This is a genomic window from Rhodoferax sp. GW821-FHT07G04 (genome assembly GCF_059418585.1).
This window is the reverse complement of record NZ_JBWKQD010000002.1, coordinates 1,589,879-1,614,900: the sequence shown is the minus strand read 5'-3', so window position 1 is coordinate 1,614,900 and position 25,022 is coordinate 1,589,879. Positions and strand designations below refer to the sequence as shown.

Here is a 25,022-nt window from a genome sequence, read left to right as displayed (position 1 = left end):
TGTCCACTCTAGGAGTTTCCAAATGACCCAACGTGCAATGATCGCTGCTACCGCAGCTGCTGTGATGTCCCTGTCGCTGGCTTCCATGCCCGCTGCCGCGCAAGACAAGGAAAAGTGCTTCGGTATCGCCAAGGCTGGCCAAAACGACTGCGCCAGCATCAGCGGCAGCCACTCCTGCGCCGGCCAATCCAAGGTCGATATGGACAAGATGGAGTGGAAATATGTGGCCAAGGGTACCTGCAAGGACATGAAGGGTCTGTCGCAAGACGAAGCCAAGGCTGCCAAGAAGTAAGCCAGCGAGCTAGGCCAACGTGGATACCGTAGGCATAGGCTGGCGGCATCCGCATTACGCCGAGTTGCTGGAACGCCGGCCCGCGCTGGCCTTTCTGGAAGTCCATTCCGAGAATTTCTTTGCCCCCGGTGGCGCGGCTTTGGCCGTGCTGGAACAGGGGCGCAGCCATTACCCCGTCAGCCTGCACGGCGTGGGCCTTTCACTGGGCTCAGCCGTGGGGCTGGATGCCTGGCACCTGGACCAGCTGGCCTGCCTGGTGCAGCGCATAGACCCGGTGCGGGTCAGTGACCACGCTTGCTTTGCGCGCGGTACGTTTCAGGGTCAGCCGGTGCATGCCGCTGACCTGCTGCCCATTCCCTTCACCACCGAGGCGCTGGATGTGCTGTGCAGCCATGTGCAGCAGGTGCAAGACCGGCTGCAGCGCCGTTTCATGGTGGAAAACCTGTCGGCCTACCTGCGCTGGAACGTTCCCGCCGACGAGCGCGTCTGGGCCGAGACCGAATTCCTGACCACGCTGGCCCGGCGCACCGGCTGCCAGCTGTTGGTCGACGTCAACAACATCTACGTCAATGCGCTGAACGCCCAACTGCGCTTTGGCGAAACTACCGATCCGCTGCACAGCTGCCGTGCCTGGCTGGATGCCATTCCCGCCGATGTGGTGGGCGAGCTGCACCTGGCCGGCCACTGCCATGTCAGCGACGAACATGGCGATATCGTCATCGACGACCATGGCAGCCGCGTCTGCGAGGCCGTGTGGGGGCTGTGCCGCCACGCCATCGCCCGCTTTGGCAAGGGCGTGCCCACGCTGATCGAGTGGGACACCGATGTTCCGGCGCTGGACGTGCTGCTGGATGAAGCCGCGCGTGCCCGTGACCTGGTTGCGGCAGAGCAGCCCACGGGAGCCCTCGCATGACTCCGCTGGCCGCCCAACAGCAGTTGCTCCTCAACGCCTTGCTGGCCTGGCCCGCAGGAAATGCTATTAAAGAGATAGCTACTCAAGTCCAGGATACGAGGGCTAGAGGCCTGAAGGTCTACCAGGCCAACGGCCACGCCCTGACCCACAGTGCCTTGCAGGCGGCCTACCCCGTGGTGGCCCAACTGGTGGGTGACGACGGCTTTGCCGACCTGGCCCGCGCCCTGTGGCATGCCCAGCCGCCCACGCGTGGCGATGTGGCCCAGTGGGGCGGCGGCCTGGCCGAGTTTCTGCAGTCCAGCGCGCAGTTGCAAGACGAGCCCTACCTGCCCGACGTGGCCCGCGTGGAGTGGGCCTTGCACCTGTGCGCCGGTGCGCCCGACGCCGAGCCCGATTTGGCGACGTTGGCCCTGCTGACGACGGAAGAACCCGAACACCTGCACGTAAGCCTGGCGCCTGGCAGCGCCTTGCTGCGCAGCGCCTGGCCGGTGGCCAGCATCGTGGGTGCGCACCTGGAGGGAAGTCCTTCGCTGCAAGAGGCCGGTGCCCAGTTGCGCCGTGGCGAGGCGCAGGACGTCGTGGTCTGGCGCGCCGGTTTGCGGCCCCGCGCGCGTCTGGCCCTGGCAGGTGAGTGCGATGCCTTGCAGGTGCTGTTGCAAGCGGGCTCGCTGGCCCAGGCCTTGGATGCGGCGCCCACGCTGGATTTTGCCCAATGGCTGCCGGTGGCGGTGCAAACCGGGCTGGTGCTGGCAGTGCAGCAGCGCACCTGAACCCACCCGACACCGATGGGAGCAAGCGCCATGGACACGTCACACACCACCCCCGCCGTGCAGCCCTTGCCGGCAGCCGCGGAAGACGCAGCCGCCCCGCGTGGCCTGCAGCGCCGGTGGCCGCAGCGCATAGGCTGGCGCCTGGCCCTGGGCTTTGGCGTGCTGGTGGTGTTGATGCTGGTCGCGCTGGCCCAGGCCACCTACCAGATCCGCACCATCACCGGCGTGACCCAGCGCTTTGCCACCGGTGACATGCAGCGCCTGCTGCGCGTGCAGGCGCTGAGCCTGCAGACCGAGGGCGTGGGCAATGCGCTGGTCAGCCTGATCAACGCGCCACGCGAAAGCCGCGAGTCGGTGTACGCCGATGTGGACGAACGCAACCGTCGCATCGATGGCATCGTCGAGTCCCTGGCCGTCGACCTGCGCGACGAGGATCAGGAGCAAAACCTCAAGCGCCTGGTCGAATGCCGCGCTGCCTATGCCGAGGCTTTTATTGCCATGGCGGACGAGATCGAGGCCAATGATCCGCAGGCCGCCGGGCGGCTGCTGAACACGCGCGTCACCCCGGCGCTCAAGACCATGCTGCTGGAGTCCAACACCCTGTTGCAACGCGAGCGCCAGCGCATAGAGACGCGGCTGGACGAGGCGCAAGCGCTGTTCGAGCAGGTGGCCATGTGGGTGGCCGGCCTGTCGGTGCTGGCGGTGGCGCTGGCGGTGTGGCTGGGTGTGCGCACCACCCGCAGCGTGGTCTGGCCGCTGGCCAAGTTGGAGCGCGCGGCCCAGCGCATTGCCAGCGGCGACTACAGCCGCCCCGTGCCCATGACGCGCACGCAAGAGGTCGACCGCGTGGGCATGGCCCTGAACACCATGACCGACGCCGTGGCCCAGCGCGAGCGCGATATTGCCCACCTGGCCTTCCACGACCCACTGACTGGCCTGCCCAACCGCACCGCGCTGTTCAAGCCGCTGGCGGACACGGACCAAGCGCCCAATTGCCTGGCCCTGATGGATCTGGCCCGTCTCAAAGCTATCAACGAAACCCTGGGCTACACCACGGGCGACACGCTGATCCAGCAAGCCGCCGAGCGCGCCAGCTTGGCGTTGCAACAGGCCGCGGCAGAGGGCTTGATTGGCCCCGGTCCCGTGGTGGCACGCCTGTCGGGCGGTACCTTTGCCGCCACCTTTTGTGCGGCCGACCGGGCCACGGTGGAGACGCTGCGCGAGCGCATCGAGCAGGCCATGGGCGCACCCGTGCATTGCAGCGGCCACAGCGTGGACCTGAGCCTTTGCTATGGCCTGGCCGACTCGGGCGACCTGTCGCAGGCGGGCGCCCAGGTCTTGCCGGTAGCCACGCTGCTGCGCAATGCCGAAGTGGCCCTGCACAGCGCCAAGCGCGCCGCCATGGGCCATGCCTGGCACAGCGAGGCGCAAGAGGCCGCGCGCTTGAGCCACCTGAGCCTGCTGTCCGACCTGCGCCAGGCCGTGGCGGCGTCGCAATTGCAGATGTGGCTGCAACCCAAGTTCTCGCTCGCCACCGGCCGCGCCGTGGGCGCCGAGGCCCTGGTGCGCTGGCAGCACCCCACGCGCGGCTTTGTGTCGCCGGCCGAGTTCGTGCCCTTTGCCGAGCAATCCGGCTATATCACCATGGTCACGCAGTGGATGCTGGAGCAGGCCTTGCACACGCTTGTAGCTTGGGCGCCCACGCACCCCGAGCTCAGCATCGCCGTCAATGTCAGCACCCGCGACCTGCAGCACAAGGGCTTTGCCGAGCGCGTGGCCGGGCTCATCGCGACCAGCGGCGTGCCCGCCAAACGCCTGCGCCTGGAGATCACCGAGAGCGGCCTGATGGACGACCCCACCCACAGTGTGGCCCTGCTGCATGCGCTGCGCGAGATCGGCACGCCGCTGTCGATCGATGACTTCGGCACCGGCTATTCATCACTCGCCTATCTGCAGAAATTGCCGGTCAGCGAGCTGAAGATCGACCGCAGCTTTGTCGACAAGATCGACCAATCCCCCGGCACGCAAAAGCTGGTGCGCGCCATGGCCGAGATGGGCCACGGCCTGGATTTGATGGTGACAGCGGAAGGCGTGGAGACCGAGGCCGAGCGTGAGACGATCACCCGCCTGGGCTGTGATGTGATGCAGGGCTACCTGGCCAGCAAGCCGCTGCATGGGGACAAGCTGCAGGCCTGGTTCGATGCGCTGCCACCCGCCATTGGGGTTTGAAGTGGGTTACGCGGCTTGGCCGTCCGCCTGCAGGTAACGCAGCACCGGAGACAACGCCGCAATATCCGGCGCGCCGTCTGCGATCTGGCTGGCCGATGTCCACGGATAACCCAGCGTGGCCAGCCAACCAAACACCGATGTGAACTGGCTGGGAGGCAGCACCTGCATCGCGGCAATGGTGATGCTCAACTGGGTGGCCAGGCCGCGCGGATTTTGCCCAAAGCTCCAGTCGTAGCGGCCGCATCCCACACGCACATTGCCACTCTCCTTTTCCGACATGCCGACCAGCCAGTGGCAGGAAAACCGCGGTGCGTGGGTATAGGGGCGCTTGAGGTAGAAGGAGTAGATGTTTTCGTAGGTGGCGCCGAATTGGCGGACCAGCACATCGGTGATGGCGTCCAGGCCCTGAGAGACCGCGGGGAACGCCATGTTGGTGGTCTGCACCTGCATGCGCAGCACGGCGGTCTCACTGAAGGCCTCCCGCATCAGGTGCGGACGGTTCTCGTCCTTGGCGTGGAAGTAGTTGCGCAGAACGGTGGCGGGGGATAGCTTGGATGTCATAGTGGGTTGGCGCGAATCCTATCGGAGCGCCCCACGTACGGCCAATGGATTTTTCTCCGATGCCAGCATCGAATGAATCGATGCTGCGGAACGTGCTGGTGTCTCAGGCCGCCAGCTGCTGTGTCGTTGTGCAAACCATTGCCAAGACCTCGGCGTTGGACTCTTCCTCCAGCGGCGCAAAGCCCAGCACCGGGCCATCGGGCTCGGAGAGCGCGAAGCTCAAATGGCTGCGCAGGTGCAAGGCGGTGGTGCTGGTAGGGTTTGTCAAGATACTATGAAATAAATAGCAAACTATTGAGATATGACGAGGGCTAGTGGCATGTTTTGCCATGGACCTTTGTCAATAACCCCATATTGGGGTTTTTAGACCCCGCCGCGACCCCTGTCCTGCTGGGTACGCCATTGCTGCGGCGTGATGCGGTGCAGGATGTGGCGCTTGAGCGGTGAGTCATCGGGCACGCGGGGATGGTCAAAGTCGGCGGCAACATCGCGCACCATGCCAATGCGCTCCATGACGGCGTGAGATGGTCCGTTGGTGGGTACTGATAGGGCGACCACTTGGGGTAGCTCCAACTGCGTGAACGCAAAGTGCAGCGCGGCGGCTGCGCCCTCGGTGGCGTAGCCCCTATGCCAGGCCGCAGTGGGCAGGCGCCAGCCGATTTCCACGGCGGGCATCCACGGGGCTTCATAGCCGGGCAGGCTCAGGCCCACAAAACCCGCGAAGGTATGGACCCCGGGCACCTCTAGCGCCCACATGCCCCAGCCGCGCTGGGCGATGGCGCCGCGGATGCGCTCGGCCTCGCCCAGAGACTGCTCGCGGGTGTTCAGCACGGGGAAGTAGCGGCGCACCTCGGGGTCGGCATTCATCGCGGCCCAGGCGTCCATATCGCTGTCTTTCCACTGGCGTAACAGCACACGCGGTGTGCGCAGTTCGACAGGCGCGGCAAAGGTGCGCAACAGCAAGGTGGGTACAGGGGGCTGCATGGGGCGCTTTCTCCGGCGAGGGCCAGGGCTGGTGGCTTACTTGAGCAGACCTTCGGCCTTCATGGCGGCAACCACGGCGGGGCGGGCACCCACGCGGGCGCGGTAGGCCAGCAGGTTGGCGTAGGGCGACAAATCCAGACCCACGTGTTGCGCCCAGTTGGTGACGGTGAACAGGTAGCCATCGGCCACGGTGAAGGTGTCGCCCATCAGGTACTGCTTGCCGGCCAGTTCACCGTCCACCCACTTCAGGCGGGACTGCAGCTTTTCGATGGACGCGGTCTTGGTGGCGTCGGGCGTGGTGGGGTAGAACAGCGGCGAGAAGGTCTTGTGCACTTCGGTGCCGATGAAGGTCAGCCACTCCTGCAGCTTGTAGCGTTCGTAGGTGCCGTTGGCCGGGGCCAGGTTCTTGGCGGGCACCTGGTCGGCGATGTATTGCACGATGGCCGGGCCTTCGTGCAGGCTGCGGCCGTCGTCCAGCGTCAGGTAGGGCACATAGCCCAGGGGGTTGATGGTGTAGTAGTCGGTGCCGTCCACCAGCTTGTGGGTCTTGGTGGGGGCCAGCACGGCCTCATAGGCCAGGCCGGCTTCGTGCAGGGCAATGTGGGGGGACAGGGAGCAGGCGCCGGGGGAGTAGTAGAGCTTCATGGTGGGGATCATCCTTCCTGGGCAAAATGAATTGGGAGGGCCATGCTAGCGGGCTTTGCGCATCTTTGCTGAGCGGGGTTTTGTTTGGGTCTGTTGTGTGCTGGGTGTGTGCTCGCCCGCAGCATGCCTTGGGTGACTGTTCTGCTCCGTGTCCCCCGCCCTTCGGGCTCCTCCTTTACCTACGCAGAACAGCCACCCAAGGCATGCTGCTCGAAGCTCTGTTGGCATCCGATGGGTGCTTACAAACCAAGCCGCACCGTATCAATCGGGTAGCGGGTTTTGCGCAGGTAAAGGAGGAGCCCGAAGGGCGGGGGACACGGAGCAAAACCCGCTACCCGATTGATACCAACGCCACGTTGGCATGCCCCTCAAAAGCCCCTTTTAAGCCAACACCACCTCTTTGCCACTGAGCCGTTTGGCCAGTCCCTGCGCCAGTCGGTTCACATTGCCGTAGATGGACAGCTGCGGATTGGCGCCAATGCTGGTGGGGAAGATGGAGCCGTCGTGGATGGACAGGTTTTCCAGTTGCCAGTGCACGCCGTCGGGGCGGGTGACGCCGCGCTTCTCATCCGCCGCCAGGCCGCAGCCACCCATGACGTGGGCACTGCCGATTTTGGTCAGCAGCGGCTGCATGGGCAGCGCATTGATGGCGGCCTTGGTCTCGGCCCAGGTGCTGGTGCCCACGCCCATCTCGTGGGCAGGGTAGACGGTCTTGGCACCGGCCTCGAACTGGATCTCGGCCATGGCCAGCATGCCGCGGCGTGCGCCCTCCAGCACGAAGTCGGTCAGCGGGTAGTCCAGCAGGGGCTGGCCATTGCTGCGCAGCTCGACCTTGCCGCCCACGGCCTGGTCGTGGAAGCCGTCACGCATCAGCGCCAGCATGACATTGGCGTTGGGGTACTGGCGGAACAGCTGGGCCTGCTTCTCGCCAAAGCCCGGCAGGTTCGCGCCGAAGAACACCGGGTGCAGTGGCGCTACTTCCAGCTTGAAGCCGATGGGTCCGTCAATGGGCTGGGTGCTGAGGAAGTGGTCGGAGTAGATGGACTGCGGCGCGCCATCCCATGGCGACACAGTATTGGCCATGATGGCGGTGGTGATGGCCACCGGGTGCAAGAAGGTGCGGGTGCCCAGCAGCTTGTGCGGGTCTGGCGCCTTGGAGCGCAGCAGCAAGGCGGGCGAGTTGATGGCGCCACCGGCCAGCACAAAATGTTTTGCTACGATTTGCGTAGCGGGTCCGCCAGCATTGACGGGGGCTGCATTGGGTTTTACAGCAATGCACTGGACGCTGTTGATCCGTCCATTGGCGATGTCGAAGCGCTCGGCCCGGGTCTCTACCAAGAGCGTGGCGCCGGCATCCAGCGCGGCCGGGATCGTGGTCACCAGCATGGACTGCTTGGCGTTGGTCGGGCAGCCCATGCCGCAGGAGCCCAAGTTGTAGCAGCCCTTGACGTTGCGTGGGATGACCGAGGCCTTGATGCCCAGCTTGGCTGCGCCACGGCGCAGCAACTCGTTGTTTTCGTTGGGCGAAGTTTCCCAGGGCGCGATGTTGAGCCGCTCTTCGGCCTGCTGGAAGTAGGGGGCCAGGGCCTCGGGGTTGTAGTCGGTCAGGCCGAACTTTTCTTGCCAGTATTTGAGGGTGGGGGCTGGCGTGCGGAACGAGCTGGTCCAGTTGACGGTGGTGGTGCCGCCCACGCTGCGCCCTTGCAGGATGGTGATGCCCTTGTCCTTGGTCTGGCGGCCAGCGGCCTCCTGGTACAGCGAGGCATAGGCCTCGGGCTCGCGCTGCTTGAAGTCCTTGCTGCTCTTGAGCTGGCCTTCTTCAACGATGACGACCGACAAACCGGCCTTGGTCAGCAGCTCGGCGGTGATGCCGGCCCCTGCGCCCGAGCCGATGATGGCCACGTCGCAGGTGATGCTGGCGGGCAGTGCGCCGTGCGCGCCGCCCAAAACTTTCCATCCTCGGGCGAGTCCTTCTTGTATGGGGTCCGGTAAGCTGCTCATGGAGGGTGTCTCTTTTTCTGCGATGGTGTTGTAGTTGTAGTCGTTGTGTCCGGCGGTGCGATGGGGGCCGGTAGCGCTTTTGGCTTTTGCTTTTTTTAGATGGGCCGCGGTCCGGGGTAGCCCAGCACGGCCCAGGATTCCTGGCCGGAGAAGTAGGAGGCACCCACGATGTCGTGCAGGGCCTGGTAGGCCTGCACGCGCAGCGACACGCTGGAGACGCGCATGGCGCTGAAGGCCGCGGTGATGTCGGCCACCGTGGCCGCATGCCAACTGGGCGACAGGCCCACCACGCCGCGCCGCCCGGCCGCCGTGGCTAGCAGGCCCAGCAGTTGCGACAGCTCGGCCTGCACATGCTCGGGCGTGCTGGCGATGAAGGCGTCGATGCGGTCCAGCAGCGCGTTGATGGCGATCTGGTTGGGGCCGGCGTCGGTGGGCAGTGTGCCGGCCAGTATGGTCTGGCCCACGCGGGAGAAGATCAAGCGCGAGTCTTCGGTCAGCTTGCCGTTGCTGGTCAGGCCGGGCTGCATCAGCGCCACCGCGCCGCCGGCCACGGCCAGTACCACGGCGGAGGCCAGGCCGAGTTTGAGTAAGGATCTTCGTTGCAAGTGGGGAGGTCCGTAATTGCTCATGGGAGTGCTTTTTAATCAGTTGGGGGCAGAGTTAAAGTCAGCCCGCAAGTTTTCTAGTCAGTTGGGGACAGAGCTGAAGGTCTGTCCCGCAAGTCGTTTATTTTTTGGTCAGCAAATTGAGATAAGTCGTGGCGAACTTGCCATAGGGCGGCCACAGGAATTTGATGGCGCTGAAGGGCGCCTGGTAGAACACGGGGCGCATCTTGGAGAAGGTGACGAAGCCCTCATACCCGTGGTAGTGGCCCATGCCGCTCTCGCCCACGCCGCCAAAGGGCATGTCGTGCTGGGCCGTGTGCAGGATGCCGTCGTTGACCGTGACGCCGCCCGACATCACATGTTCAATGAGGTGCTGTATCTTCTTTTTGTTCTTGCTGAAGGGGTAGAGGGCCAGTGGGCGCGGGCCGCTGTTGATGGCAGTGATGACGTCTTCGACATCGGTGTAGCCAATGACCGGCAGCACCGGGCCAAAGATCTCGCGCGTGCGCAGCTCGCAATCGGCCGGCGCGTTGAGCACCACATGGGGTGCAATCTTGCGCGTCTTCTTGTCCCACGCCTTGCCGGGCACCAGTTGCACCAGCGTGGCCCCGCGGTCGCGGGCATCTTCCAGCGCGCCGGTGATGCGGTTGAAGGCCCGCTCGTCGATGATGGAGGTGTAGTCCGGCGTGTCCAGCGTGGGGTAGCGGCCGCTGATGATGGTCTTGGCCATGTCGACAAAAGCTGAGACCTTGCCCTCGGGCACGTAGAGGTGGTCCACCGTGGTGCAGACCTGGCCGGCGTTGAAGCACTTGCCAAACAGCAGGCGCTCGGCGGCGGTGCGCAGGGGGAAGTCGTCCAGCACGATGGCGGGTGACTTGCCGCCCAGCTCCAGCGTCACTGGGCACAGGTTGGCGGCGGCGGCGGCCATGACGGCGCGGCCGGTCTGGCCCGAGCCGGTGAAGATGATGTGGTCGAACTTGAGCTTGGAAAACTCCACACCCACGCCACCGGTCTCGTCGAAGAAGGCCAGCTTTTCACGGGGGAAATAGGCCGGGATTTTCTCGATCAGCAGGGCGGTGATGTGGCGCGAGTTTTCTGACATCTTGACCATGGAGCGGTTGCCGGCGGCAAAGGTGCAGATCAGGCCGTTGAAGCTGGTCCAGATGGGGAAGTTCCACGGAATGATGGCGCCCACCACGCCCAGTGGCTGGGGGATGACGCGGTTGGAGGCGCCCAGGAAGTTTTTGACATCGATGTGGCGGGCCTGGGGCTTCATCCACTCCTTGAGGTGCTTCAGGGTGTGGCCCACGCCGTCGATGATGCTGAAGATCTCGGCAAACAGCGACTCATGGCGCGAGCGGTTGCCGTAGTCCTTGCTGATGGCTTCGACGATGGCGTCGCGGTTGTCCACGACAAAGGCTTTGAGCTTGAGCAGGTCGGCCTTGCGCTCGGCAAACGTCGGGTTGGGGTGGGCCAAAAAGGCAGAGCGCTGGAGTTTGAGCGTCTCTTCCAGTTCCAGGCGGATGGCATCGGTGGGGGTGACGGCGTGCAGTGAACGGGCGGTCATGGTGGTGGGTAGCTTTGCTAATAAGAAAGTAGGGTTGTCTTGTGGGCCGCAGTGTGGTCAGGTCTTGTAGCTGGGGTCCAGGCGGTCGGCCTTGCGGATCAGCGCGGGCCAGGCAAAGGCGCCGCCCATGCCACCGGTCTGCACCCGCATGGCTTCGGCCACGCCCTTGACGATGAGCGGATTGACCTCGGTGAGTTCGCCGCCAGCCTGGGCGCTGAGCTGGATCTGGCAGGTGGACTCAAAGATGTACATGGCCAAGAAGGCTTCGGCAATGCTGGTGCCCACGGTCAGCAGGCCGTGGTTGCGCAGCATCAGGAAATTGGCATTACCGAGGTCGGCCTGCAGGCGGGGTTTTTCTTCGTCGCGGAAGGCCACGCCTTCGTATGCGTGGTAGGCCAGCGAGCCCAGCACAAAGGTGGATTGCTGGCTGATGGGCAGCACACCGCGCTTTTGCGCACTGACGGCCACGCCGGCGCGGGTGTGGGTGTGCAGCACGCAGCCGGCGTCTTCGCGCACCTCGTGCACGGCGCTGTGGATCACAAAGCCGGCCGGGTTGACGGGGAAGGGCGAGTCGATCAGCTTGTTGCACTGCTGGCCCACCTTGACCAGGCTGCTGGCGGTGATCTCGTCAAACATCAGCCCGTAGGGGTTGATCAAGAAATGGTGCTCAGGGCCGGGGATGCGGGCGCTGATGTGGGTGAAGACCAGGTCGCTCCAACCATAGGCGGCCACCAGCCGGTAGCAGGCTGCCAGGTCCACGCGCAATTGCCATTCTTCGGGGCTGACCTTGTCTTGGAGCGAGGGAATGTGCATGGGCATGGTCCTGGACGATGACGGTTAGTCACGTTAACCGCCCAGGGGTTGCAAGACTGTTAAAAATCTTACAATTTAGGGTAATCACCGGGAGGAAATGGATGGCCGACTCAAAAGACGAATGGCTGGGAACTTTGTCGGCGAACCCGTGGTTTGGCGCACTGCCCTTGGCCGAGCGCAAGGCCATGCTCGCGGCGGCCGATGTGGTGCAGATGCGTGCCGGGGAAATGCTGTACCGCAAGGGTGATACCACGGGCGGTTTTTATGGCGTTGTGCAGGGCGCGTTCAAGGTGTCGACGCTGGGCGAGGACGGGCGCGAGGGCATCTTGTCGGTGGTGGAGGCGGGCAACTGGTTTGGCGAGGCGTCACTGGTGGATGGCCTGCCGCGCCCGCACGACGCCACGGCCGTGCAGGCCAGTGTGGTGCTGGTGATCCAGCCCCAGGCCTTCAAGCGCCTGATGCAACGCAGCGCCTTTGCCCGCGCCATTGCCCAGCTGCTGTGCGGCCGGGTGCGGGTGCTGTACGGCATGGTGGAAGACGCCATGCTGCGCTCCACCCCCACCCGCATCGCCCGCCGCCTGCTGACTTTGGCGCGCGGTGATGCCACCATGGCCAGTGATGCACGCAGCAGTGTGGCGGTGTCGCAGGAGGCGCTGGCGATGATGTTGGGGATTACGCGGCAGACGCTTTCCAAGGAGTTGAAGGTGCTGGTTAAGGACGGGGTGCTGGCTCTTGGATACGGGCGTATTGAAATACTGTCCATAGCGGAGTTGGAGCTTAGGGGGGCATTGGCTTAGTTTTTTCCTCTCTCGCTCGCGGCAGGCAAGGGGTGGGTGTTTTGCTCCATGTCCCCCGCCCGCTATGCGGGCTCCTCCTTTACTTGCGCAAAACACCCACCCCTTGCCTGCCGCTCGAGTTTTGTGGAGAACGGGCGGTTTGCCTTCTTCCATCTAGTGGCTCACCGATGTGCTACGCCAGATCCGTTGGGCTATGCGTTTTGCGCAGGTAAAGGAGGAGGCCTTGCTTGCAAGGCCGGGGGACACGTAGCAAAACGCATAGCCCAACGGATCCACCCAACCATGCAGCCCAACCAGGCCCAATTCTCCCCACGTGCCAAAAAACCAGGCACCCGGTAAAATCGCGGGCTATCCCCACTGGCGCACGCAAGAACGATCTGCCTTGCGCCCCACAAAGAACACCATGCTCTACCCACAAGAATTCGACGTCATCGTCGTTGGCGGCGGCCATGCCGGAACCGAGGCTGCGTTGGCGGCTGCCCGCATGGGCTCCAAGACTTTGCTGCTGAGCCACAACATCGAAACGCTGGGGCAGATGAGCTGCAACCCCTCCATCGGCGGCATTGGCAAGGGCCATCTGGTCAAGGAAGTAGATGCGCTGGGCGGCGCCATGGCACTGGCCACGGACGAAGGCGGCATCCAGTTCCGCATGCTCAACTCCAGCAAGGGCCCGGCCGTACGCGCCACGCGGGCCCAGGCAGACCGGGTGTTGTACAAGGCAGCCATTCGTCGCATGCTGGAGAACCAGCCGAACCTGTGGTTGTTTCAGCAGGCGGTGGACGACCTGATGGTGGAGGGCGATCGCGTGGTCGGTGCCGTGACCCAGGTGGGCATTCGCTTCCGGTCCAAGACCGTGGTGCTGACGGCCGGTACCTTCCTGGACGGCAAGATCCATGTGGGGCTGAACAACTACGCCGCCGGCCGAGCAGGGGACCCACCCGCCGTGTCATTGAGCGCACGACTCAAGGAATTGAAACTGCCCCAGGGCCGCCTGAAGACCGGCACCCCACCACGCCTGGATGGCCGCACGATCGACTTTAGCAAATGCATCGAGCAACCCGGTGATGGCGTGGCCGGCGGCATGAGCGATGTGATGCCGGTGTTCAGCTTCATGGGCAACCGGGCCATGCACCCGCAACAAGTGCCCTGCTGGATCACCCATACCAACAGCCGCACACACGACATCATCCGCAGCGGCTTTGACCGCAGCCCCATGTTCACCGGCAAGATCGAAGGCGTGGGCCCGCGCTACTGCCCCAGTGTGGAAGACAAGATCAACCGCTTTGCCGACAAGGACAGCCACCAGATTTTCCTGGAGCCCGAAGGCCTGACGACCAACGAGTATTACCCCAATGGCATCAGCACCAGCCTGCCGTTTGACGTGCAGTACGACCTGGTGCGCAGCATGGCGGGGCTGGAGAACGTGCACATCCTGCGGCCGGGTTACGCCATCGAATACGACTACTTTGACCCCCGGTCGCTGAAGAGCAGCTTTGAGACGCGGCAGATCAACGGCCTGTTTTTCGCAGGTCAGATCAATGGCACGACAGGCTACGAAGAGGCGGCGGCCCAGGGTTTGTTTGCCGGCGTCAATGCCGCACTGCAAGCCGGTGCACCTGCCGCCCAGTCGGCGGAGTGGGGCGCGGACACCTGGGTACCCGGCCGCAGCGAAGCCTACCTGGGTGTGCTGGTCGACGACCTGATCACCAAGGGCGTGACCGAGCCCTACCGCATGTTCACCAGCCGGGCCGAGTTCCGCCTGCAGCTGCGCGAAGACAATGCCGACGCCCGCCTGACCGAAACCGGCCGCAAGCTGGGCCTGGTGGACGATGCGCGCTGGGATGCCTTCTGCCGCAAGCGCGACGCTGTTTCACGTGAAACAGAGCGGCTGCGCAGCATCTGGGTCAACCCCAAGAACCTGGCGGCGAGCGAGTCCGAGCGCGTGTTGGGCAAGTCCATCGAGCACGAATACAACCTGGCGGACTTGCTGCGTCGGCCGAATATTGCCTACGCGGTGCTGATGTCGCTGGACGGCGGCAAGTACGCCAACGCCAACTTGCAGGCAGATGCCAGTGTTCCACGTGAAACAGCGGAGGCTGATTTTGTGGCTGCCGTGGTGGAGCAGGTGGAGATTGCCGCCAAGTACTCCGGCTACATCGACCGTCAGAACGACGAGGTGGAACGCGCCGCCCATTACGAGAATCTGCGTTTGCCGGCTGAACTGGACTATATGCAGGTGACGGCGCTGAGCATCGAAGCCCGCCAACGCCTGAACAAGCAGCGCCCCGAAACCTTGGGCCAAGCATCCCGCATGTCCGGCATTACGCCGGCCACCATCTCCTTGTTGCTGATCCATTTGAAGAAGGGCAACTTCCGGGGGTTCACGGCTGCAACGACCAAGAGCCTGGTAGGCGCCACCGAGGACGCAAGCTGATGGTGTTGATTGGTGGCAATGCCGCCGCTGTCGCGTCCCTCCCTCGACTGCGAGCGCGGCAGTTGCTCTTGCCGTTGCTGCTTGGCCTGACGGTGATCCCCGGCTTTGCCCAAGCGGCTGGCTTGTTCCGCTGCACGGCACCAGATGGCAAGGTGGTCTATGGCGACCAACCCTGTGCGCAGGGCCAGACGGTAGGGGAGGTCAAAGGCATTCCCGCATCGCCTTCACCTGCCACGGGTGGCAGCGCTACAGGCCAGTCCTCGTCGGTGCAAGAAATCCAGAACAAGGCCCAGCGCGACCGGGTGCATGCCGCGCTAAGTCCCGAATGCCGTACCCTGGGCGATAAGGCATCGCGGGTATTGCGCACCGATTCCGACGCATCCATGGACGAGGTCAAACGCGCGGTCAGCGAGTTTGAGGCCAAGTGTGGCGACCAGGTCGCGGAGGCCACGCGCAAAGAGAGCGCCCGCGCCGGTAGCCATTCCAACAAGCCAGACGCCGCCACCTGCCGCAAGCTGCGCGACGCGCTGGAAGCCGACCGCGCGCGCCTGGGCCGCATGACCGATAAAGAAAAAATGGCGTTCGCCGCCCAGCAAAACGAGGTGTCCGTTGCCTGCCACTAATACTTACGCCAACCACCGCCAGACCCTGGAGCAGGCCTTGCCCGCCCTGGGTCTTTCCCTGTCGGCCGAGATCATCACCGCACTGCTGGCCTATCTGGAGCTGATCCAGAAGTGGACCAAGGTCTACAACCTGACCGCCGTGCGGGACCCGGCTGAGATGCTGACCCACCACCTGTTGGATAGTCTGGCGGCTCTGGTTCCGCTGGACCGGCAGTTGAAAAGTTTGCGCGCGGCAACGCCAGATGCACCCATTCGACTGCTGGATGTAGGCTCGGGCGCTGGGTTGCCCGGCATTGTCATCGCCATTTGCCGGCCAGACATTACGGTGCATTGTGTGGACACGGTGGCCAAGAAGGCTGCTTTTATCCAGCAGGTGGCGGTGAGCTTGAAGCTGCCCAACCTGCGTGGCCTGCATGCGCGGGTGGAGTCTTTGACCGAGCCCTATGACGTGGTGAGTTCGCGGGCGTTTGCATCGCTGATCGATTTCACCAATTGGTCGGTGGGGGCATTGGCGGGGCAGGGCGTCTGGATGGCGATGAAGGGAAAGCATCCGGCGGACGAGATGGCGGCGTTGCCAGCGTCGGTGGAGGTGTTTCACGTGGAACAACTGCAAGTGCCGGGGTTGGGCGCTGAGCGGTGCATAGTCTGGATGCGCAAGAAGTCTTAAGAGGTTCCTGCTCGACTCCTCGCGTGGGGGATCGGTTGGGCTGCACGTTTTGCTGCGTGTCCCCCGGACTTGCAAGCAAGTCCTCCTCCTTTACCTCCGCAAAACGCACAGCCCAACCGATCTCGCGGTGCTTGATCGACGGGGCTCCGTAAGAAGACGGTCTCGGGTTAAGCGAGTCTTGTAGAAGTTCGGGTGTTCAAACGCAGCGCATCAGGTTCTCGCGGGAGGGGTGGGGTGTGCGTTTTGCGCAGGTAAAGGGGGAGCCCGAAGGGCGGAGGACACGGAGCAAAACGTGCACCCCGCCCCTCCCGCCAGCAACCAGAAACCAACGAGCAACAGGCATTCACAAGGCAGAGCAAAGACAAACTCCAACCCCTCAAAATTCCAACGTAAACTCACCACCTCCCCCTGAAGGAAAGTCCCCATGCTTGGCATCACCGACTACGGCTATTTTGTTGGCACCGTTCTGCTCTTTTTGCTGATCCCCGGCCCCGGTAATCTGGCGTTGATCACGTCCACCAGCAAGGGCCGCATCCGTGGTGGGCTGGCCGCAACCATGGGCCTGATTGCCGGTGACCAGGTGCTGATGTGGTCCGCCGTGGCCGGCGTGGCCGCGCTGCTGGCCGCCTACCCCGATGCCTTCCATGCCGTGCAGTGGCTGGGTGCTGCCTACCTGGCCTGGCTGGGTGCCAAGATGCTGCTGGCCAAACCCGGTGCTGCGCCGGTGCTCAATATCAAGGCCGGCCACTACTTCCGCCAAGCGCTGATGATCACGCTGCTCAACCCCAAGGCCATCCTGTTTTACATGGCTTTCTTCCCACTGTTCGTAGACCCGGCCAGCCAGCGTGGCCTGCTGACCTATGGCTTCATGGCCGGCACCATCGCCAGCATGACTTTTCTGTACGGCCTGACCTCCGTGCTGCTGACCCACTTTCTGGCTGAACGCATCCGCGCCAACCCCGTCATCTCCCGCGTGCTGGAGAAGATTGCCGGTGTGTTCCTGATCGGCTTTGGCATCAAGCTTGCGGTCTCGCGATGAGCCGGGCTTGTCCTGGTTCCACGTGAAACAACAATAGCCTGCCCCGTTTTCCCACCCTTCCCAGTAGCACTGACACTCCATGGCCAAAATCTTCTGCGTTGCCAACCAAAAGGGTGGCGTTGGCAAAACCACCACCACCGTCAACCTGGCAGCCGGTTTGGCCAAGGTAGGGCAGCGGGTGCTGATGATCGATCTGGACCCCCAGGGCAATGCCACCATGGGGTCGGGCGTGGACAAGCGCAAGCTGGAGCTGACGGTGTACGACGTGCTGTTGGAGTCAGCGTCCATCGCCGAGGCCCGTGCCCAGAGCGACAAGCTCAAGGAGGGCGGTTGCAGTTACGACATCCTGGGCGCTAACCGCGAACTGGCCGGCGCCGAGGTCGAGCTGGTGGAGGTGGAACGGCGCGACCAACGGCTCAAGCAGGCCATCGCCGCCGTGGATACCGAATACGACTTTGTACTGATCGACTGCCCGCCGTCGCTCTCCATGCTGACGCTGAACGGCCTGTGCTGTGCCCACGGCGTCATCGTGCCCATGCAGTGCGAGTACTTTGCGCTGGAAGGCCTGACCGACCTGGTCAACACCATCAAGCAGGTCAAGGCGAATCTGAACGACGACCTGCAGATCATCGGCCTGTTGCGTGTCATGTTTGACCCGCGCATCACCTTGCAGATGCAAGTGAGTGACCAGCTCAAGGCCCACTTTGGCGACAAGGTATTTGACTCCGTCATCCCGCGCAATGTGCGCCTGGCCGAGGCGCCCAGCTATGGCGTGCCGGGCGTGGTGTTCGACCCATCGTCCAAGGGTGCGCAGGCGTTTGTGTCGTTTGCCGAAGAGATGGTGGCGCGTATCGCGGCGATGTGATAACCGCTACTTTTACAGCCAAGCTGCTTATACAAAATCAGCCGCTAGCCCTCGTACAGACTGGCTAAACAGCTCCTGAAACAATAGCATTTCCCGGTACATCGATAGTGTCTACCCCACCCACCGTTCTCATCCTGCCCGGCTGGCAAAACTCCGGCCCTGACCATTGGCAAAGCCGCTGGGAAGCACTGTATGGCGACCAGCGCGTGCAGCAGCACGACTGGATGCAGCCCCTGCGCGGCGACTGGATGAGCCAACTGGAAGAAGCGATCCTGGCCGCGCCGCCCGGCCCCGTCGTACTAGCCGCCCATAGCCTGGGCTGCATCCTCACGGCCGCCTGGGCATCGCACTCACGCAATACCCAGCGCGTGGTCGGCGCACTCTTGGTGGCGCCCGGCGACCCGGAGCGCGAGGAACTGCGCGCCGCGCTCAAGAGCTGGTCACCCGTGGTGCTGCAGCGCCTGCCGTTTGCCAGCACCCTGCTCAACAGCACCAACGACCCTTACTGCAGCCGCGCCCGCGCGCAGCAGTTCGCCACCGCCTGGGGCTCAGAGTTTGTCGACTATGGCAACAAGGGCCACATCAACGCCGAGTCCGGCCTGGGCGACTGGCCCGAGGGCCGGACGCTGCTGAACCAATTGATAGAAATGAAGAAAGCGAACGCATAAGCATGGTCACGAAAAAACCCAAGGGCCTGGGCATGGGTCTGGAAGCACTGCTAGGCCCCAAGGTCAAGGAGCCCGTGGCGCTCGAAGCGTCTGCCGCCGCCAATGCAGCCGACGGCCTGCCCAGCACGCTGATGCTGGACGATATGGTCGCCGGCAAGTACCAGCCCCGTACCCACATGGACGAAGGCGCGCTGTACGAGCTGGCCGAAAGCATCAAGGCCCAAGGCATCATGCAGCCGATTCTTGTTCGTCGCTTGAGCGAAGGGGCGAACGCTGGCAAGTACGAAATCATCGCCGGCGAACGCCGCTTCCGCGCCGCCAAGCTGGCCGGCCTGGACCGCGTGCCGGTGCTGGTGCGCGACGTGACCGACCAGGCCACGGCGGCCATGGCGCTGATCGAGAACATGCAGCGCGAAGACCTGAACCCGCTGGAAGAGGCCCATGGCCTGCAGCGCCTGATCAAGGAATTCGGCCTCACCCACGAAACCGCCGCCCAGGCCGTGGGCCGCTCGCGCAGCGCTGCCAGCAACCTGCTGCGCCTGTTGAACCTGGCCGAACCCGTGCAGACCATGCTGATGGCTGGCGACCTGGACATGGGCCACGCCCGCGCGCTCTTGGCACTGGAGCGTGGCACGCAGATCACCGCCGCCAACCAGATTGCTGCCAAGAAGATGTCGGTGCGCGAGGCCGAAAGCCTGGTCAAGAAGCTCAGCGCCGAGTTCGAGTTGACCGCGCAGCCCAAGCCCAAGAAAGAAAAGTCGCGCGACCTCAAGCGTGTGGAAGAAGAGCTGTCCGACCTGCTGATGGCGCAGGTCGAGATCCAGGTCAAGAAACGCGTCAAGCGCGCCGGCCGGGTCGAGGAGATGGGTGAAATCATCATCCAGTTCGGCTCGCTGGACGAGCTCAATGGCCTGATCGAACGCCTGTCGCCGGGCGCCAGCCGCTGACACTGCTGCGCCAAACGGGTATAAGTACGCTATGAATAGCGTAGCTACTTATGCAGTACTGACGAGGGCTAGAGGCCTATTTGATGCACAGCCTTTCCCAATAAACCCAAAACGGGTAATTTGGAGCCCTTTCAAGCACCGAGGCATGGCATGCGCAAGCTGCTGACCACCTGGCCCCTGCCCGCCGTGCTGACCTGGGCCGCGGCCTGGCTGCTGTTCCGCCAGTTGCTGGGGCAGGGCATGGCGCTGGACACAGCACTGGGCGCCGCAACCGCCTTGGGCGTGGCCTTGAGCCTGCTGGGCAGCACCTGGTGGCGCCGGGTGCTGATCGCTGCGGGCTTTCCGCTGTCCCTGGCTTTAAGCCTGCCGTCCCTGGGTCTGGTGGCCGTGCTGCCTGCTTGGGCCTGGCTGGTCCCGCTGCTGCTGCTGCTGGCCGTCTACCCGCTCAACGCCTGGCGCGATGCGCCGCTGTACCCCACCCCCGCAGATGCTCTGGATGAACTGCCCCGGCACGCACCACTGCCCGATGGCGCCCGCGTGCTCGATGCCGGCTGCGGCCTGGGCCACGGCCTCAAAGCCCTGCGCCGCGCCTACCCCCAGGCCCAGTTGCACGGGCTGGAATGGAGTTGGCCGCTGCGCGGGCTGTGCGCGCTGCGCTGCCCCTGGGCCACTGTGCGCCGGGCCGACATCTGGGCGGCAGACTGGTCGGGCTTTGACATGGTCTACCTCTTCCAGCGCCCCGAGAGCATGGAGCGCGCCGTGGCAAAGGCCCAGGCCGAACTGCGGCCCGGTGCCTGGCTGGTGAGCCTGGATTTTGAAGCCCCAAGCCTCCAACCCAGCGCCCACTACAGCGAACCGGGTGGCAAAATGGTATGGTTGTACCAAGCGCCGCTGAACGGCCCCCAAGGAGATTGACCATGCCTTCCGCAAGCCCCACAGCAACGTCCGCCGCCGACACCGCCACCACCGACATCCAGCACGCGCAACAGGTGCTGATGTTCGCCATGGCCACGCTGGCCGAGCAGCGCGAGGCCGACTCCGAGAGCCACATCCTGCGCGTGCAAAACTATGTGCTGGCCCTGGCCAAGGCCCTGAGCAAGCACCCTAATTTCGAAGCCGTGCTGACCCCTGCCTATGTCGACACCCTGTACCGCAGCGCCCCGCTGTACGACATGGGCTCGGTCGGCGTGCCCGACCGCATCCTGCTCAAACCCGGCCGTCTGACGCCCGAAGAAATGGGCATCATGCGCACCCACACCACGCTGGGCCATGCCGCCATCGAGCGGGCCGAAAAGACACTGGGCCGCGCCTCGCCCCTGCTGGCCATGGTCAAGGAAATCGTGCTGTGCCACCAAGAGAAGTGGGACGGCAGCGGCTACCCCCGCGCCATCGCCGGCACCGACATCCCCTTGTCCGCCCGCATCATCGCGCTGGCCGACGTGTACGACGCGCTGATCTCCAGCAAGGTCTACAAAGACGGCGTGCCGCACGACAAGGCCGTGCAGATCATCTTCAGCGAACGCGGCACCCACTTCGACCCCGACATGGTCGACGCCTTCATCGAAATCCAGGACGCCTTCGCCGAGATCGCCCAACGCTATGCAGATACCGATGCGGACATGCAGCACAAGATTGAGTACATGGCGAATGCGATTGCGGAGGTGGCTACGTTGTGAGGGGGTGAAGGGCTGGTTCAACCCCGTAGTACGCGTTCGCGAAGGGCGGCTTACCGGTTATCTAGCCTAGCTTCCGTCAGACGCAGTTCAAGGTACTCGTGAACCTGCCCACCGCGGTGGTTCCCATGCCGGCTGCACAGATGGGGACTAGGGCTTCAATGCCCACTCGGTCAGCCAAGAGCAGGATGCGCCGACGTTGTTGCCTGGTCGAGAACCGAAAAGCAAAACGGAATTTTCCTTGACTGGAAAAGGCGTAACCACAGTGGGGCGCTTTTCGTGGCAAGAAGGGAGCGCAGCGCTTTGTATGCTCTCCTTGCCGGACTTCCCATCCAATCGGGAAAGCACGATTTCTCCCTCGACGCTACACGTCACCAACAAGTCACCGTTTCCGAGCACGGCCTGTCTCGGCTGGCATTTGTTCCATACTGAAGAGCGTCCTGGTTGAGGCGTAGCCGTATGCTTTAACGACACGCCCCATTGCATGGCACCTGTCAATGAAACCTTTGTCACGGTAAGCGGCTTGTCGTCGGCGGGGTCAGCCCAATGGACAAGAGCAAAATACCCATCAGGCGATGCTTCTATTGCGATGTCCGCAAATAGCATGCCGCTGTGCACATTGACGCTCGGGCGGATGACTCGCTCTGCAAGGACCTTCCCTTGGGAGTCGAATAGCCAGAATACAGCCTCTTCTGCGTACACGTTGTCGGGCAGATGGGCCTTTCGCAGCCCGACAAAGGCGATGTTTCCATCCGGCCCTTCGGCAATCCCGGCAATCGCGGGGATTCCGATGGTTTTTTCCCAGGCAATTTCTCCTTGATTGGAGATGCTTGCCAGCCATGTTCCGTTCTCTATTGATGTGCCTGTTACCAGAACGCCGCCATCCCGCCGAAGACGTAGCCTGAGGATTCGTTGGAGGGATCTTGAGCCAAGTTGCAGCCAAGATCGTTTGTCAAATACAAATTCGGCGAGCTTCCGCCCATCCCTACTGAATCGTCCCAGATAGGCGTCCGCCATATCGGCTCCGGGGAACCAAGTGCGCTCATTGGTTTGCCCACCTACCCAGATGTTGCCTTGGCTATCCAGTGCAGCATCATTGATGGATGCCTTAGTGTCCAGCAAGATAATCTCACCCGGTCCTTTTCGATCGATCGGAACAATCCTGCTGTCGACCGCTATCAATTCTCCATTGCCTGCCTGGAGCATTCGTGCAGGTAACTGCTCAGACCGTCGCTCGCGACTGTCGGCAATCGTCAACTGCCAATTCAATTGAAGTGCCTTTGGTTTTGGTGTTTGTTCAACTGCGATAGCTGGCGCCAAGCACATAGAAAGCACCAGCATCGCAAGCGCTCGAATCGTGGAAATAGCGATGCGCATGCTAGGAAGCCGCCCCATCCATCAGCACATGTTTCGTCTGGTAATACGCCGCAATAGCCGGGTACGACACCAGCAGCGCAACAGCAATCAAAATCCAGACCAGGAACAGCAGCCCAAAGCCCGACGACTTGGGCGGTGCGCCATACGCGTTCTCCACCTGCACGCCGGGCACCATGGCCAGGAAGGGCAACAGGATCAATGCCAGCAGAGGGAAGGCAAGCACCTTCACCAGCCAGGGCGGCGTGTTGAGGTCCTTCAGGCGGCGCGATGCCAGCCAATAAAACGCAAAGGCGAAAACGGCGCTGATGACTGAGACCACGCAATTGAGGGCATAGGCGGTTGCGCCGGGGTATCCGCGTACCCAGTGGCAAGCAAGAATGACTGCCACCGACCACAGCACCACGCTGAGTGCGGACCACAGGAGGAACCGGCCTACGCCGAGCCGCTGGTTCATGTTGATAAAGGGACTCACCAAAACGCATCATCCTCGCGCTCTGCAACCACGCGCACCCGGTACTCCGCGATCTTGCGAATCAGCTCTTCGGGCAGCGGTTTGTCGTAGGGGATCTGCAAAAAATTCTTTGTCGTCTTGTAGGGCTGCAACTCCTTGCGAAAGGCCTCCAGGCCCGCTGCGGTGGGGGCAAAGCTGAGGTGGGCTTTGTGCGCGGAGAAGGCGAACACAAACCGGGGTTCGACGAAGAAGGGATTGCCCCATTTGATCGCTTCCTCCGCCTTGGGTGCAGCGCTTCTGAGGATGGCGTACAGCCGCCGCAAATGCGGCTGGCCCTGGAGTGGGGCGGCCTGGATGTATTCGGGGATGGTCGTGGCAGGCATGTTGGTCGGGTCTGGTCTTGCTCCAGGCTATTGTGAGGCCGCTGTGGTTGTCGCGACTGCATCCGCCAGCAGGTCTAAAGCCTTGCGCACCGTGTCATCCGGCATCTGCAGCAACTGGTCGCCCACATACCACTCAAACATGCATTGCTGCGGCAGGGCCGCATTCACCGCGCGGCCAAACAGCCAGATGCCGTGCTCCTGGGCGATGCGGTTGCGGATGGCGTTGGCCGTCTCCGCCGCCACGGGCAGATACAGGTGCAGCATATTGCAGTGCGGCGTGGCCGGATTCACCATGAACTGCGGATAGGACTTTAGTAAGGTGTACAACCACTGCGTGCGCTGCAAGTAAGCCGGCATCTCGGCCAGACGCTTGTCAAACTGCATGGCCGCTGACACCACATAGGGCGACCGGCGGAACACATTGCCGCCCTGGCGCTGCATCCACACCTTGGCCTCTGCGATGAAGGACGCACTGCCCAGCAACATGGAGCCAGCCATGCCGCCAATGCCTTTGTAGAACGATACATAGACCGAATCAAAGCCAGCGGCAACGTCTTGCAAAGGCTTGCCATAACCGCAGGCGGCTTCCCACAAGCGGGCGCCGTCCATGTGCAAGTGAATGCCCTGTTCGCGGCAGTAAGCTTTGATGTCGTTCAAGGCATCCCACGCGGGCAGTTGGCCGCCGATTTCGCGCATCGGCAATTCGTATTGCGCGGCCGCCAGGGGCTCGGCCAATGCCTTCAAGTCTGCCACCGTCCAGGGTCTATGGGGGTCGCCCATTTGCAGCGCATGAAAGTGGTCCAGCAACTGGAAATTGCTGCGCTCGTGTTTGAGGATGTGCGATGTGGGGTGCAGCGCGACCCGTCGGTTGCTGCCGTTCTTCTTCGTCGCACAGGCCAGCCGCAGCGCGGTCGCTTGGGCCATGGTGCCGGTGATGCAGAAGACGGCCGCCTCCATGCCGAGCAAGCTTGCCACTTGTTGCTCAAACTGCTGTACCAGCACGCCTTCGCCATAGGTGTCGTGTGCGGCGTCGTGGTCTGCGCACCACCGCGCCATCGCGGCGAATTCGTCCGCGGGCCGCTGCTGGGCATGCCCAGGCAAGAAGCTATGGCAAGTCTGCCGGAGTGCCTGGATTTCTGCGGGTGTCAAAGTCATGGGGAATAGTGCGGTGGGGCGTGTGGATGCAACCGTGAGTGTGACACCGGCCACCCCTACTGACAACACGCTGTCAGTAGCCGGTTTTTACACTGAAGCCTCACTGACATCAACCATACGCCAAGGAGCAACCCCATGTCTTTTCAACGCACATTCAGCGCCACCACCACCGCAGCCCGTGCCACCCTCTGGGCCCTGTGGACCGACATCAACAACTGGTCCACATGGAACGCCGGTGTGGAACACGCCCAACTCGTGGGCCCGTTTGTGAGCGGCGGCACCTTCAGCATGACACCCAGCGGCCAGGACGCGCTGAGCTGCAAGCTCACCCAGGTGGAAGAGGGCGTGGCCTTCACCGATGAAACGGTGCTGGGCGATATCTGCGTGACGGTGGAGCACCGCATCGAAGCGGCGGATGCTGGCAAGCTGCGCGTCGTCTACAGCGCCCACGTCACCGGCCCCGGCGCAGAGCACATTGGCGCGGCCATCACCGATGACTTTGACGATGTGCTGGCCGCACTCGTCAAGCTGGCCGAGAGCCGCAGTGTGGCGATGGCCTAATA

General features: G+C 63.3%; 27 protein-coding genes. 15 read left to right on the top strand and 12 right to left on the bottom strand.

Annotation, left to right across the window (positions count from 1 at the left end):
• The first annotated feature begins 22 nt into the window (after positions 1–22).
• From AC07OO_RS16705 to AC07OO_RS16690, 4 genes are read left to right on the top strand one after another with little or no spacing between them, the layout of a single operon-like run.
• The gene (locus tag AC07OO_RS16705) at positions 23–292 is read left to right on the top strand and encodes a BufA1 family periplasmic bufferin-type metallophore (RefSeq protein WP_495083212.1); all 270 of its coding nucleotides are present in this window, start codon (positions 23–25) and stop codon (positions 290–292) included.
• 19 nt (positions 293–311) lie between these two features.
• On the top strand, positions 312–1,205 hold the full coding sequence (gene bufB, locus AC07OO_RS16700; RefSeq protein WP_495083211.1) for an MNIO family bufferin maturase: 894 nt from the start codon (positions 312–314) through the stop codon (positions 1,203–1,205).
• Positions 1,202–1,975, top strand: a complete 774-nt coding sequence (locus tag AC07OO_RS16695) for an HvfC/BufC family peptide modification chaperone (RefSeq protein ID WP_495083210.1) — start codon at positions 1,202–1,204, stop codon at positions 1,973–1,975. Before bufB ends, AC07OO_RS16695 begins: the two co-directional genes overlap by 4 nt.
• Positions 1,976–2,005: 30 nt before the next feature.
• Positions 2,006–4,204, top strand: coding sequence for a putative bifunctional diguanylate cyclase/phosphodiesterase (locus tag AC07OO_RS16690; protein ID WP_495083209.1), 2,199 nt, complete (start codon positions 2,006–2,008; stop codon positions 4,202–4,204).
• Between the two features lie 6 nt (positions 4,205–4,210).
• Here AC07OO_RS16690 and AC07OO_RS16685 read toward each other — a convergent pair whose 3' ends face one another.
• From AC07OO_RS16685 to AC07OO_RS16650, 8 genes are all read right to left on the bottom strand, one after another.
• On the bottom strand, positions 4,211–4,765 hold the full coding sequence (locus tag AC07OO_RS16685; protein WP_495083208.1) for a hypothetical protein: 555 nt from the start codon (positions 4,763–4,765) through the stop codon (positions 4,211–4,213).
• Positions 4,766–4,868: 103 nt separating this feature from the next.
• A complete protein-coding gene (locus AC07OO_RS16680) occupies positions 4,869–5,033 on the bottom strand; it encodes a hypothetical protein (protein WP_495083207.1) in 165 nt (54 codons plus the stop codon).
• Positions 5,034–5,128: 95 nt separating this feature from the next.
• A complete protein-coding gene (locus AC07OO_RS16675; protein ID WP_495083206.1) occupies positions 5,129–5,749 on the bottom strand; it encodes a GNAT family N-acetyltransferase in 621 nt (206 codons plus the stop codon).
• Positions 5,750–5,785: 36 nt separating this feature from the next.
• On the bottom strand, positions 5,786–6,394 hold the full coding sequence (gene gstA / locus AC07OO_RS16670; protein ID WP_495083205.1) for a glutathione transferase GstA: 609 nt from the start codon (positions 6,392–6,394) through the stop codon (positions 5,786–5,788).
• Positions 6,395–6,775: 381 nt separating this feature from the next.
• The gene (locus tag AC07OO_RS16665; protein ID WP_495083204.1) at positions 6,776–8,395 is read right to left on the bottom strand and encodes a GMC family oxidoreductase N-terminal domain-containing protein; all 1,620 of its coding nucleotides are present in this window, start codon (positions 8,393–8,395) and stop codon (positions 6,776–6,778) included.
• Between the two features lie 95 nt (positions 8,396–8,490).
• Positions 8,491–9,024, bottom strand: a complete 534-nt coding sequence (locus tag AC07OO_RS16660) for a hypothetical protein (RefSeq protein WP_495083203.1) — start codon at positions 9,022–9,024, stop codon at positions 8,491–8,493.
• Positions 9,025–9,121: 97 nt separating this feature from the next.
• Positions 9,122–10,567 (bottom strand): coniferyl aldehyde dehydrogenase, encoded by a 1,446-nt coding sequence (locus tag AC07OO_RS16655; RefSeq protein ID WP_495083202.1) that lies wholly within the window; start codon positions 10,565–10,567, stop codon positions 9,122–9,124.
• 57 nt (positions 10,568–10,624) lie between these two features.
• Complete coding sequence (locus AC07OO_RS16650; protein WP_495083201.1) at positions 10,625–11,380, bottom strand: class II aldolase/adducin family protein; 756 nt, start codon at positions 11,378–11,380, stop codon at positions 10,625–10,627.
• A 101-nt stretch (positions 11,381–11,481) separates the two neighbouring features.
• On the opposite strand from AC07OO_RS16650, the gene AC07OO_RS16645 reads away from it, so the two are divergent.
• The 10 genes from AC07OO_RS16645 (at position 11,482) to AC07OO_RS16600 (ending at position 21,096) form a co-directional block, all read left to right on the top strand.
• Positions 11,482–12,177, top strand: a complete 696-nt coding sequence (locus AC07OO_RS16645; protein WP_495083200.1) for a Crp/Fnr family transcriptional regulator — start codon at positions 11,482–11,484, stop codon at positions 12,175–12,177.
• 403 nt (positions 12,178–12,580) lie between these two features.
• A complete protein-coding gene (gene mnmG, locus AC07OO_RS16640) occupies positions 12,581–14,611 on the top strand; it encodes a tRNA uridine-5-carboxymethylaminomethyl(34) synthesis enzyme MnmG (protein WP_495083199.1) in 2,031 nt (676 codons plus the stop codon).
• Positions 14,611–15,234, top strand: coding sequence for a DUF4124 domain-containing protein (locus tag AC07OO_RS16635; RefSeq protein ID WP_495083198.1), 624 nt, complete (start codon positions 14,611–14,613; stop codon positions 15,232–15,234). Before mnmG ends, AC07OO_RS16635 begins: the two co-directional genes overlap by 1 nt.
• Positions 15,221–15,901 carry a 16S rRNA (guanine(527)-N(7))-methyltransferase RsmG gene (gene rsmG / locus AC07OO_RS16630; protein ID WP_495083197.1) on the top strand — a complete coding sequence of 227 codons (681 nt, stop codon included), beginning with the start codon at positions 15,221–15,223 and terminating at the stop codon, positions 15,899–15,901. Before AC07OO_RS16635 ends, rsmG begins: the two co-directional genes overlap by 14 nt.
• 424 nt (positions 15,902–16,325) lie before the next feature.
• Entirely contained in the window at positions 16,326–16,940 is a 615-nt protein-coding gene (locus AC07OO_RS16625) for a LysE family transporter (RefSeq protein ID WP_495083196.1), read from the top strand.
• Between the two features lie 79 nt (positions 16,941–17,019).
• Positions 17,020–17,805 (top strand): ParA family protein, encoded by a 786-nt coding sequence (locus tag AC07OO_RS16620; protein ID WP_495083195.1) that lies wholly within the window; start codon positions 17,020–17,022, stop codon positions 17,803–17,805.
• Between the two features lie 107 nt (positions 17,806–17,912).
• Positions 17,913–18,473, top strand: a complete 561-nt coding sequence (locus AC07OO_RS16615) for an RBBP9/YdeN family alpha/beta hydrolase (protein WP_495083194.1) — start codon at positions 17,913–17,915, stop codon at positions 18,471–18,473.
• Between the two features lie 2 nt (positions 18,474–18,475).
• On the top strand, positions 18,476–19,420 hold the full coding sequence (locus AC07OO_RS16610) for a ParB/RepB/Spo0J family partition protein (protein ID WP_495083193.1): 945 nt from the start codon (positions 18,476–18,478) through the stop codon (positions 19,418–19,420).
• 150 nt (positions 19,421–19,570) lie between these two features.
• A complete protein-coding gene (locus tag AC07OO_RS16605) occupies positions 19,571–20,335 on the top strand; it encodes a class I SAM-dependent methyltransferase (RefSeq protein WP_495083192.1) in 765 nt (254 codons plus the stop codon).
• Between the two features lie 2 nt (positions 20,336–20,337).
• Positions 20,338–21,096, top strand: coding sequence for an HD-GYP domain-containing protein (locus AC07OO_RS16600; RefSeq protein ID WP_495083191.1), 759 nt, complete (start codon positions 20,338–20,340; stop codon positions 21,094–21,096).
• Between the two features lie 147 nt (positions 21,097–21,243).
• Here AC07OO_RS16600 and AC07OO_RS16595 read toward each other — a convergent pair whose 3' ends face one another.
• The 4 genes from AC07OO_RS16595 to AC07OO_RS16580 are packed head-to-tail and all read right to left on the bottom strand — an operon-like array spanning position 21,244 to position 24,459.
• Positions 21,244–22,470, bottom strand: a complete 1,227-nt coding sequence (locus tag AC07OO_RS16595) for a hypothetical protein (protein WP_495083190.1) — start codon at positions 22,468–22,470, stop codon at positions 21,244–21,246.
• Between the two features lies 1 nt (position 22,471).
• The gene (locus AC07OO_RS16590; protein WP_495083189.1) at positions 22,472–22,924 is read right to left on the bottom strand and encodes a DUF805 domain-containing protein; all 453 of its coding nucleotides are present in this window, start codon (positions 22,922–22,924) and stop codon (positions 22,472–22,474) included.
• Positions 22,925–22,938: 14 nt separating this feature from the next.
• Positions 22,939–23,304, bottom strand: a complete 366-nt coding sequence (locus AC07OO_RS16585) for an iron chaperone (protein ID WP_495083188.1) — start codon at positions 23,302–23,304, stop codon at positions 22,939–22,941.
• A 27-nt stretch (positions 23,305–23,331) separates the two neighbouring features.
• On the bottom strand, positions 23,332–24,459 hold the full coding sequence (locus AC07OO_RS16580) for a threonine aldolase family protein (RefSeq protein WP_495083187.1): 1,128 nt from the start codon (positions 24,457–24,459) through the stop codon (positions 23,332–23,334).
• A gap of 135 nt (positions 24,460–24,594) precedes the next feature.
• Between AC07OO_RS16580 and AC07OO_RS16575 the strand changes: the two genes are divergently transcribed.
• Positions 24,595–25,020, top strand: coding sequence for an SRPBCC family protein (locus AC07OO_RS16575; RefSeq protein ID WP_495083186.1), 426 nt, complete (start codon positions 24,595–24,597; stop codon positions 25,018–25,020).
• Positions 25,021–25,022 lie beyond the last annotated feature (2 nt).

What these genes read in the sequence shown, in the direction of transcription:
- AC07OO_RS16705 (WP_495083212.1), top strand. Translation starts at nt 23, where the DNA reads ATGACCCAACGTGCAATGATCGCTGCTACCGCAGCTGCTGTGATGTCC.
- AC07OO_RS16695 (WP_495083210.1), top strand. Translation starts at nt 1,202, where the DNA reads ATGACTCCGCTGGCCGCCCAACAGCAGTTGCTCCTCAACGCCTTGCTG.
- AC07OO_RS16690 (WP_495083209.1), top strand. Translation starts at nt 2,006, where the DNA reads ATGGACACGTCACACACCACCCCCGCCGTGCAGCCCTTGCCGGCAGCC.
- AC07OO_RS16685 (WP_495083208.1), bottom strand. Translation starts at nt 4,765, where the DNA reads ATGACATCCAAGCTATCCCCCGCCACCGTTCTGCGCAACTACTTCCAC.
- AC07OO_RS16675 (WP_495083206.1), bottom strand. Translation starts at nt 5,749, where the DNA reads ATGCAGCCCCCTGTACCCACCTTGCTGTTGCGCACCTTTGCCGCGCCT.
- gstA (WP_495083205.1), bottom strand. Translation starts at nt 6,394, where the DNA reads ATGAAGCTCTACTACTCCCCCGGCGCCTGCTCCCTGTCCCCCCACATT.
- AC07OO_RS16665 (WP_495083204.1), bottom strand. Translation starts at nt 8,395, where the DNA reads ATGAGCAGCTTACCGGACCCCATACAAGAAGGACTCGCCCGAGGATGG.
- AC07OO_RS16660 (WP_495083203.1), bottom strand. Translation starts at nt 9,024, where the DNA reads ATGAGCAATTACGGACCTCCCCACTTGCAACGAAGATCCTTACTCAAA.
- AC07OO_RS16655 (WP_495083202.1), bottom strand. Translation starts at nt 10,567, where the DNA reads ATGACCGCCCGTTCACTGCACGCCGTCACCCCCACCGATGCCATCCGC.
- AC07OO_RS16650 (WP_495083201.1), bottom strand. Translation starts at nt 11,380, where the DNA reads ATGCACATTCCCTCGCTCCAAGACAAGGTCAGCCCCGAAGAATGGCAA.
- AC07OO_RS16645 (WP_495083200.1), top strand. Translation starts at nt 11,482, where the DNA reads ATGGCCGACTCAAAAGACGAATGGCTGGGAACTTTGTCGGCGAACCCG.
- mnmG (WP_495083199.1), top strand. Translation starts at nt 12,581, where the DNA reads ATGCTCTACCCACAAGAATTCGACGTCATCGTCGTTGGCGGCGGCCAT.
- AC07OO_RS16635 (WP_495083198.1), top strand. Translation starts at nt 14,611, where the DNA reads ATGGTGTTGATTGGTGGCAATGCCGCCGCTGTCGCGTCCCTCCCTCGA.
- AC07OO_RS16625 (WP_495083196.1), top strand. Translation starts at nt 16,326, where the DNA reads ATGCTTGGCATCACCGACTACGGCTATTTTGTTGGCACCGTTCTGCTC.
- AC07OO_RS16620 (WP_495083195.1), top strand. Translation starts at nt 17,020, where the DNA reads ATGGCCAAAATCTTCTGCGTTGCCAACCAAAAGGGTGGCGTTGGCAAA.
- AC07OO_RS16610 (WP_495083193.1), top strand. Translation starts at nt 18,476, where the DNA reads ATGGTCACGAAAAAACCCAAGGGCCTGGGCATGGGTCTGGAAGCACTG.
- AC07OO_RS16605 (WP_495083192.1), top strand. Translation starts at nt 19,571, where the DNA reads ATGCGCAAGCTGCTGACCACCTGGCCCCTGCCCGCCGTGCTGACCTGG.
- AC07OO_RS16600 (WP_495083191.1), top strand. Translation starts at nt 20,338, where the DNA reads ATGCCTTCCGCAAGCCCCACAGCAACGTCCGCCGCCGACACCGCCACC.
- AC07OO_RS16595 (WP_495083190.1), bottom strand. Translation starts at nt 22,470, where the DNA reads ATGCGCATCGCTATTTCCACGATTCGAGCGCTTGCGATGCTGGTGCTT.
- AC07OO_RS16590 (WP_495083189.1), bottom strand. Translation starts at nt 22,924, where the DNA reads ATGAACCAGCGGCTCGGCGTAGGCCGGTTCCTCCTGTGGTCCGCACTC.
- AC07OO_RS16585 (WP_495083188.1), bottom strand. Translation starts at nt 23,304, where the DNA reads ATGCCTGCCACGACCATCCCCGAATACATCCAGGCCGCCCCACTCCAG.
- AC07OO_RS16580 (WP_495083187.1), bottom strand. Translation starts at nt 24,459, where the DNA reads ATGACTTTGACACCCGCAGAAATCCAGGCACTCCGGCAGACTTGCCAT.
- AC07OO_RS16575 (WP_495083186.1), top strand. Translation starts at nt 24,595, where the DNA reads ATGTCTTTTCAACGCACATTCAGCGCCACCACCACCGCAGCCCGTGCC.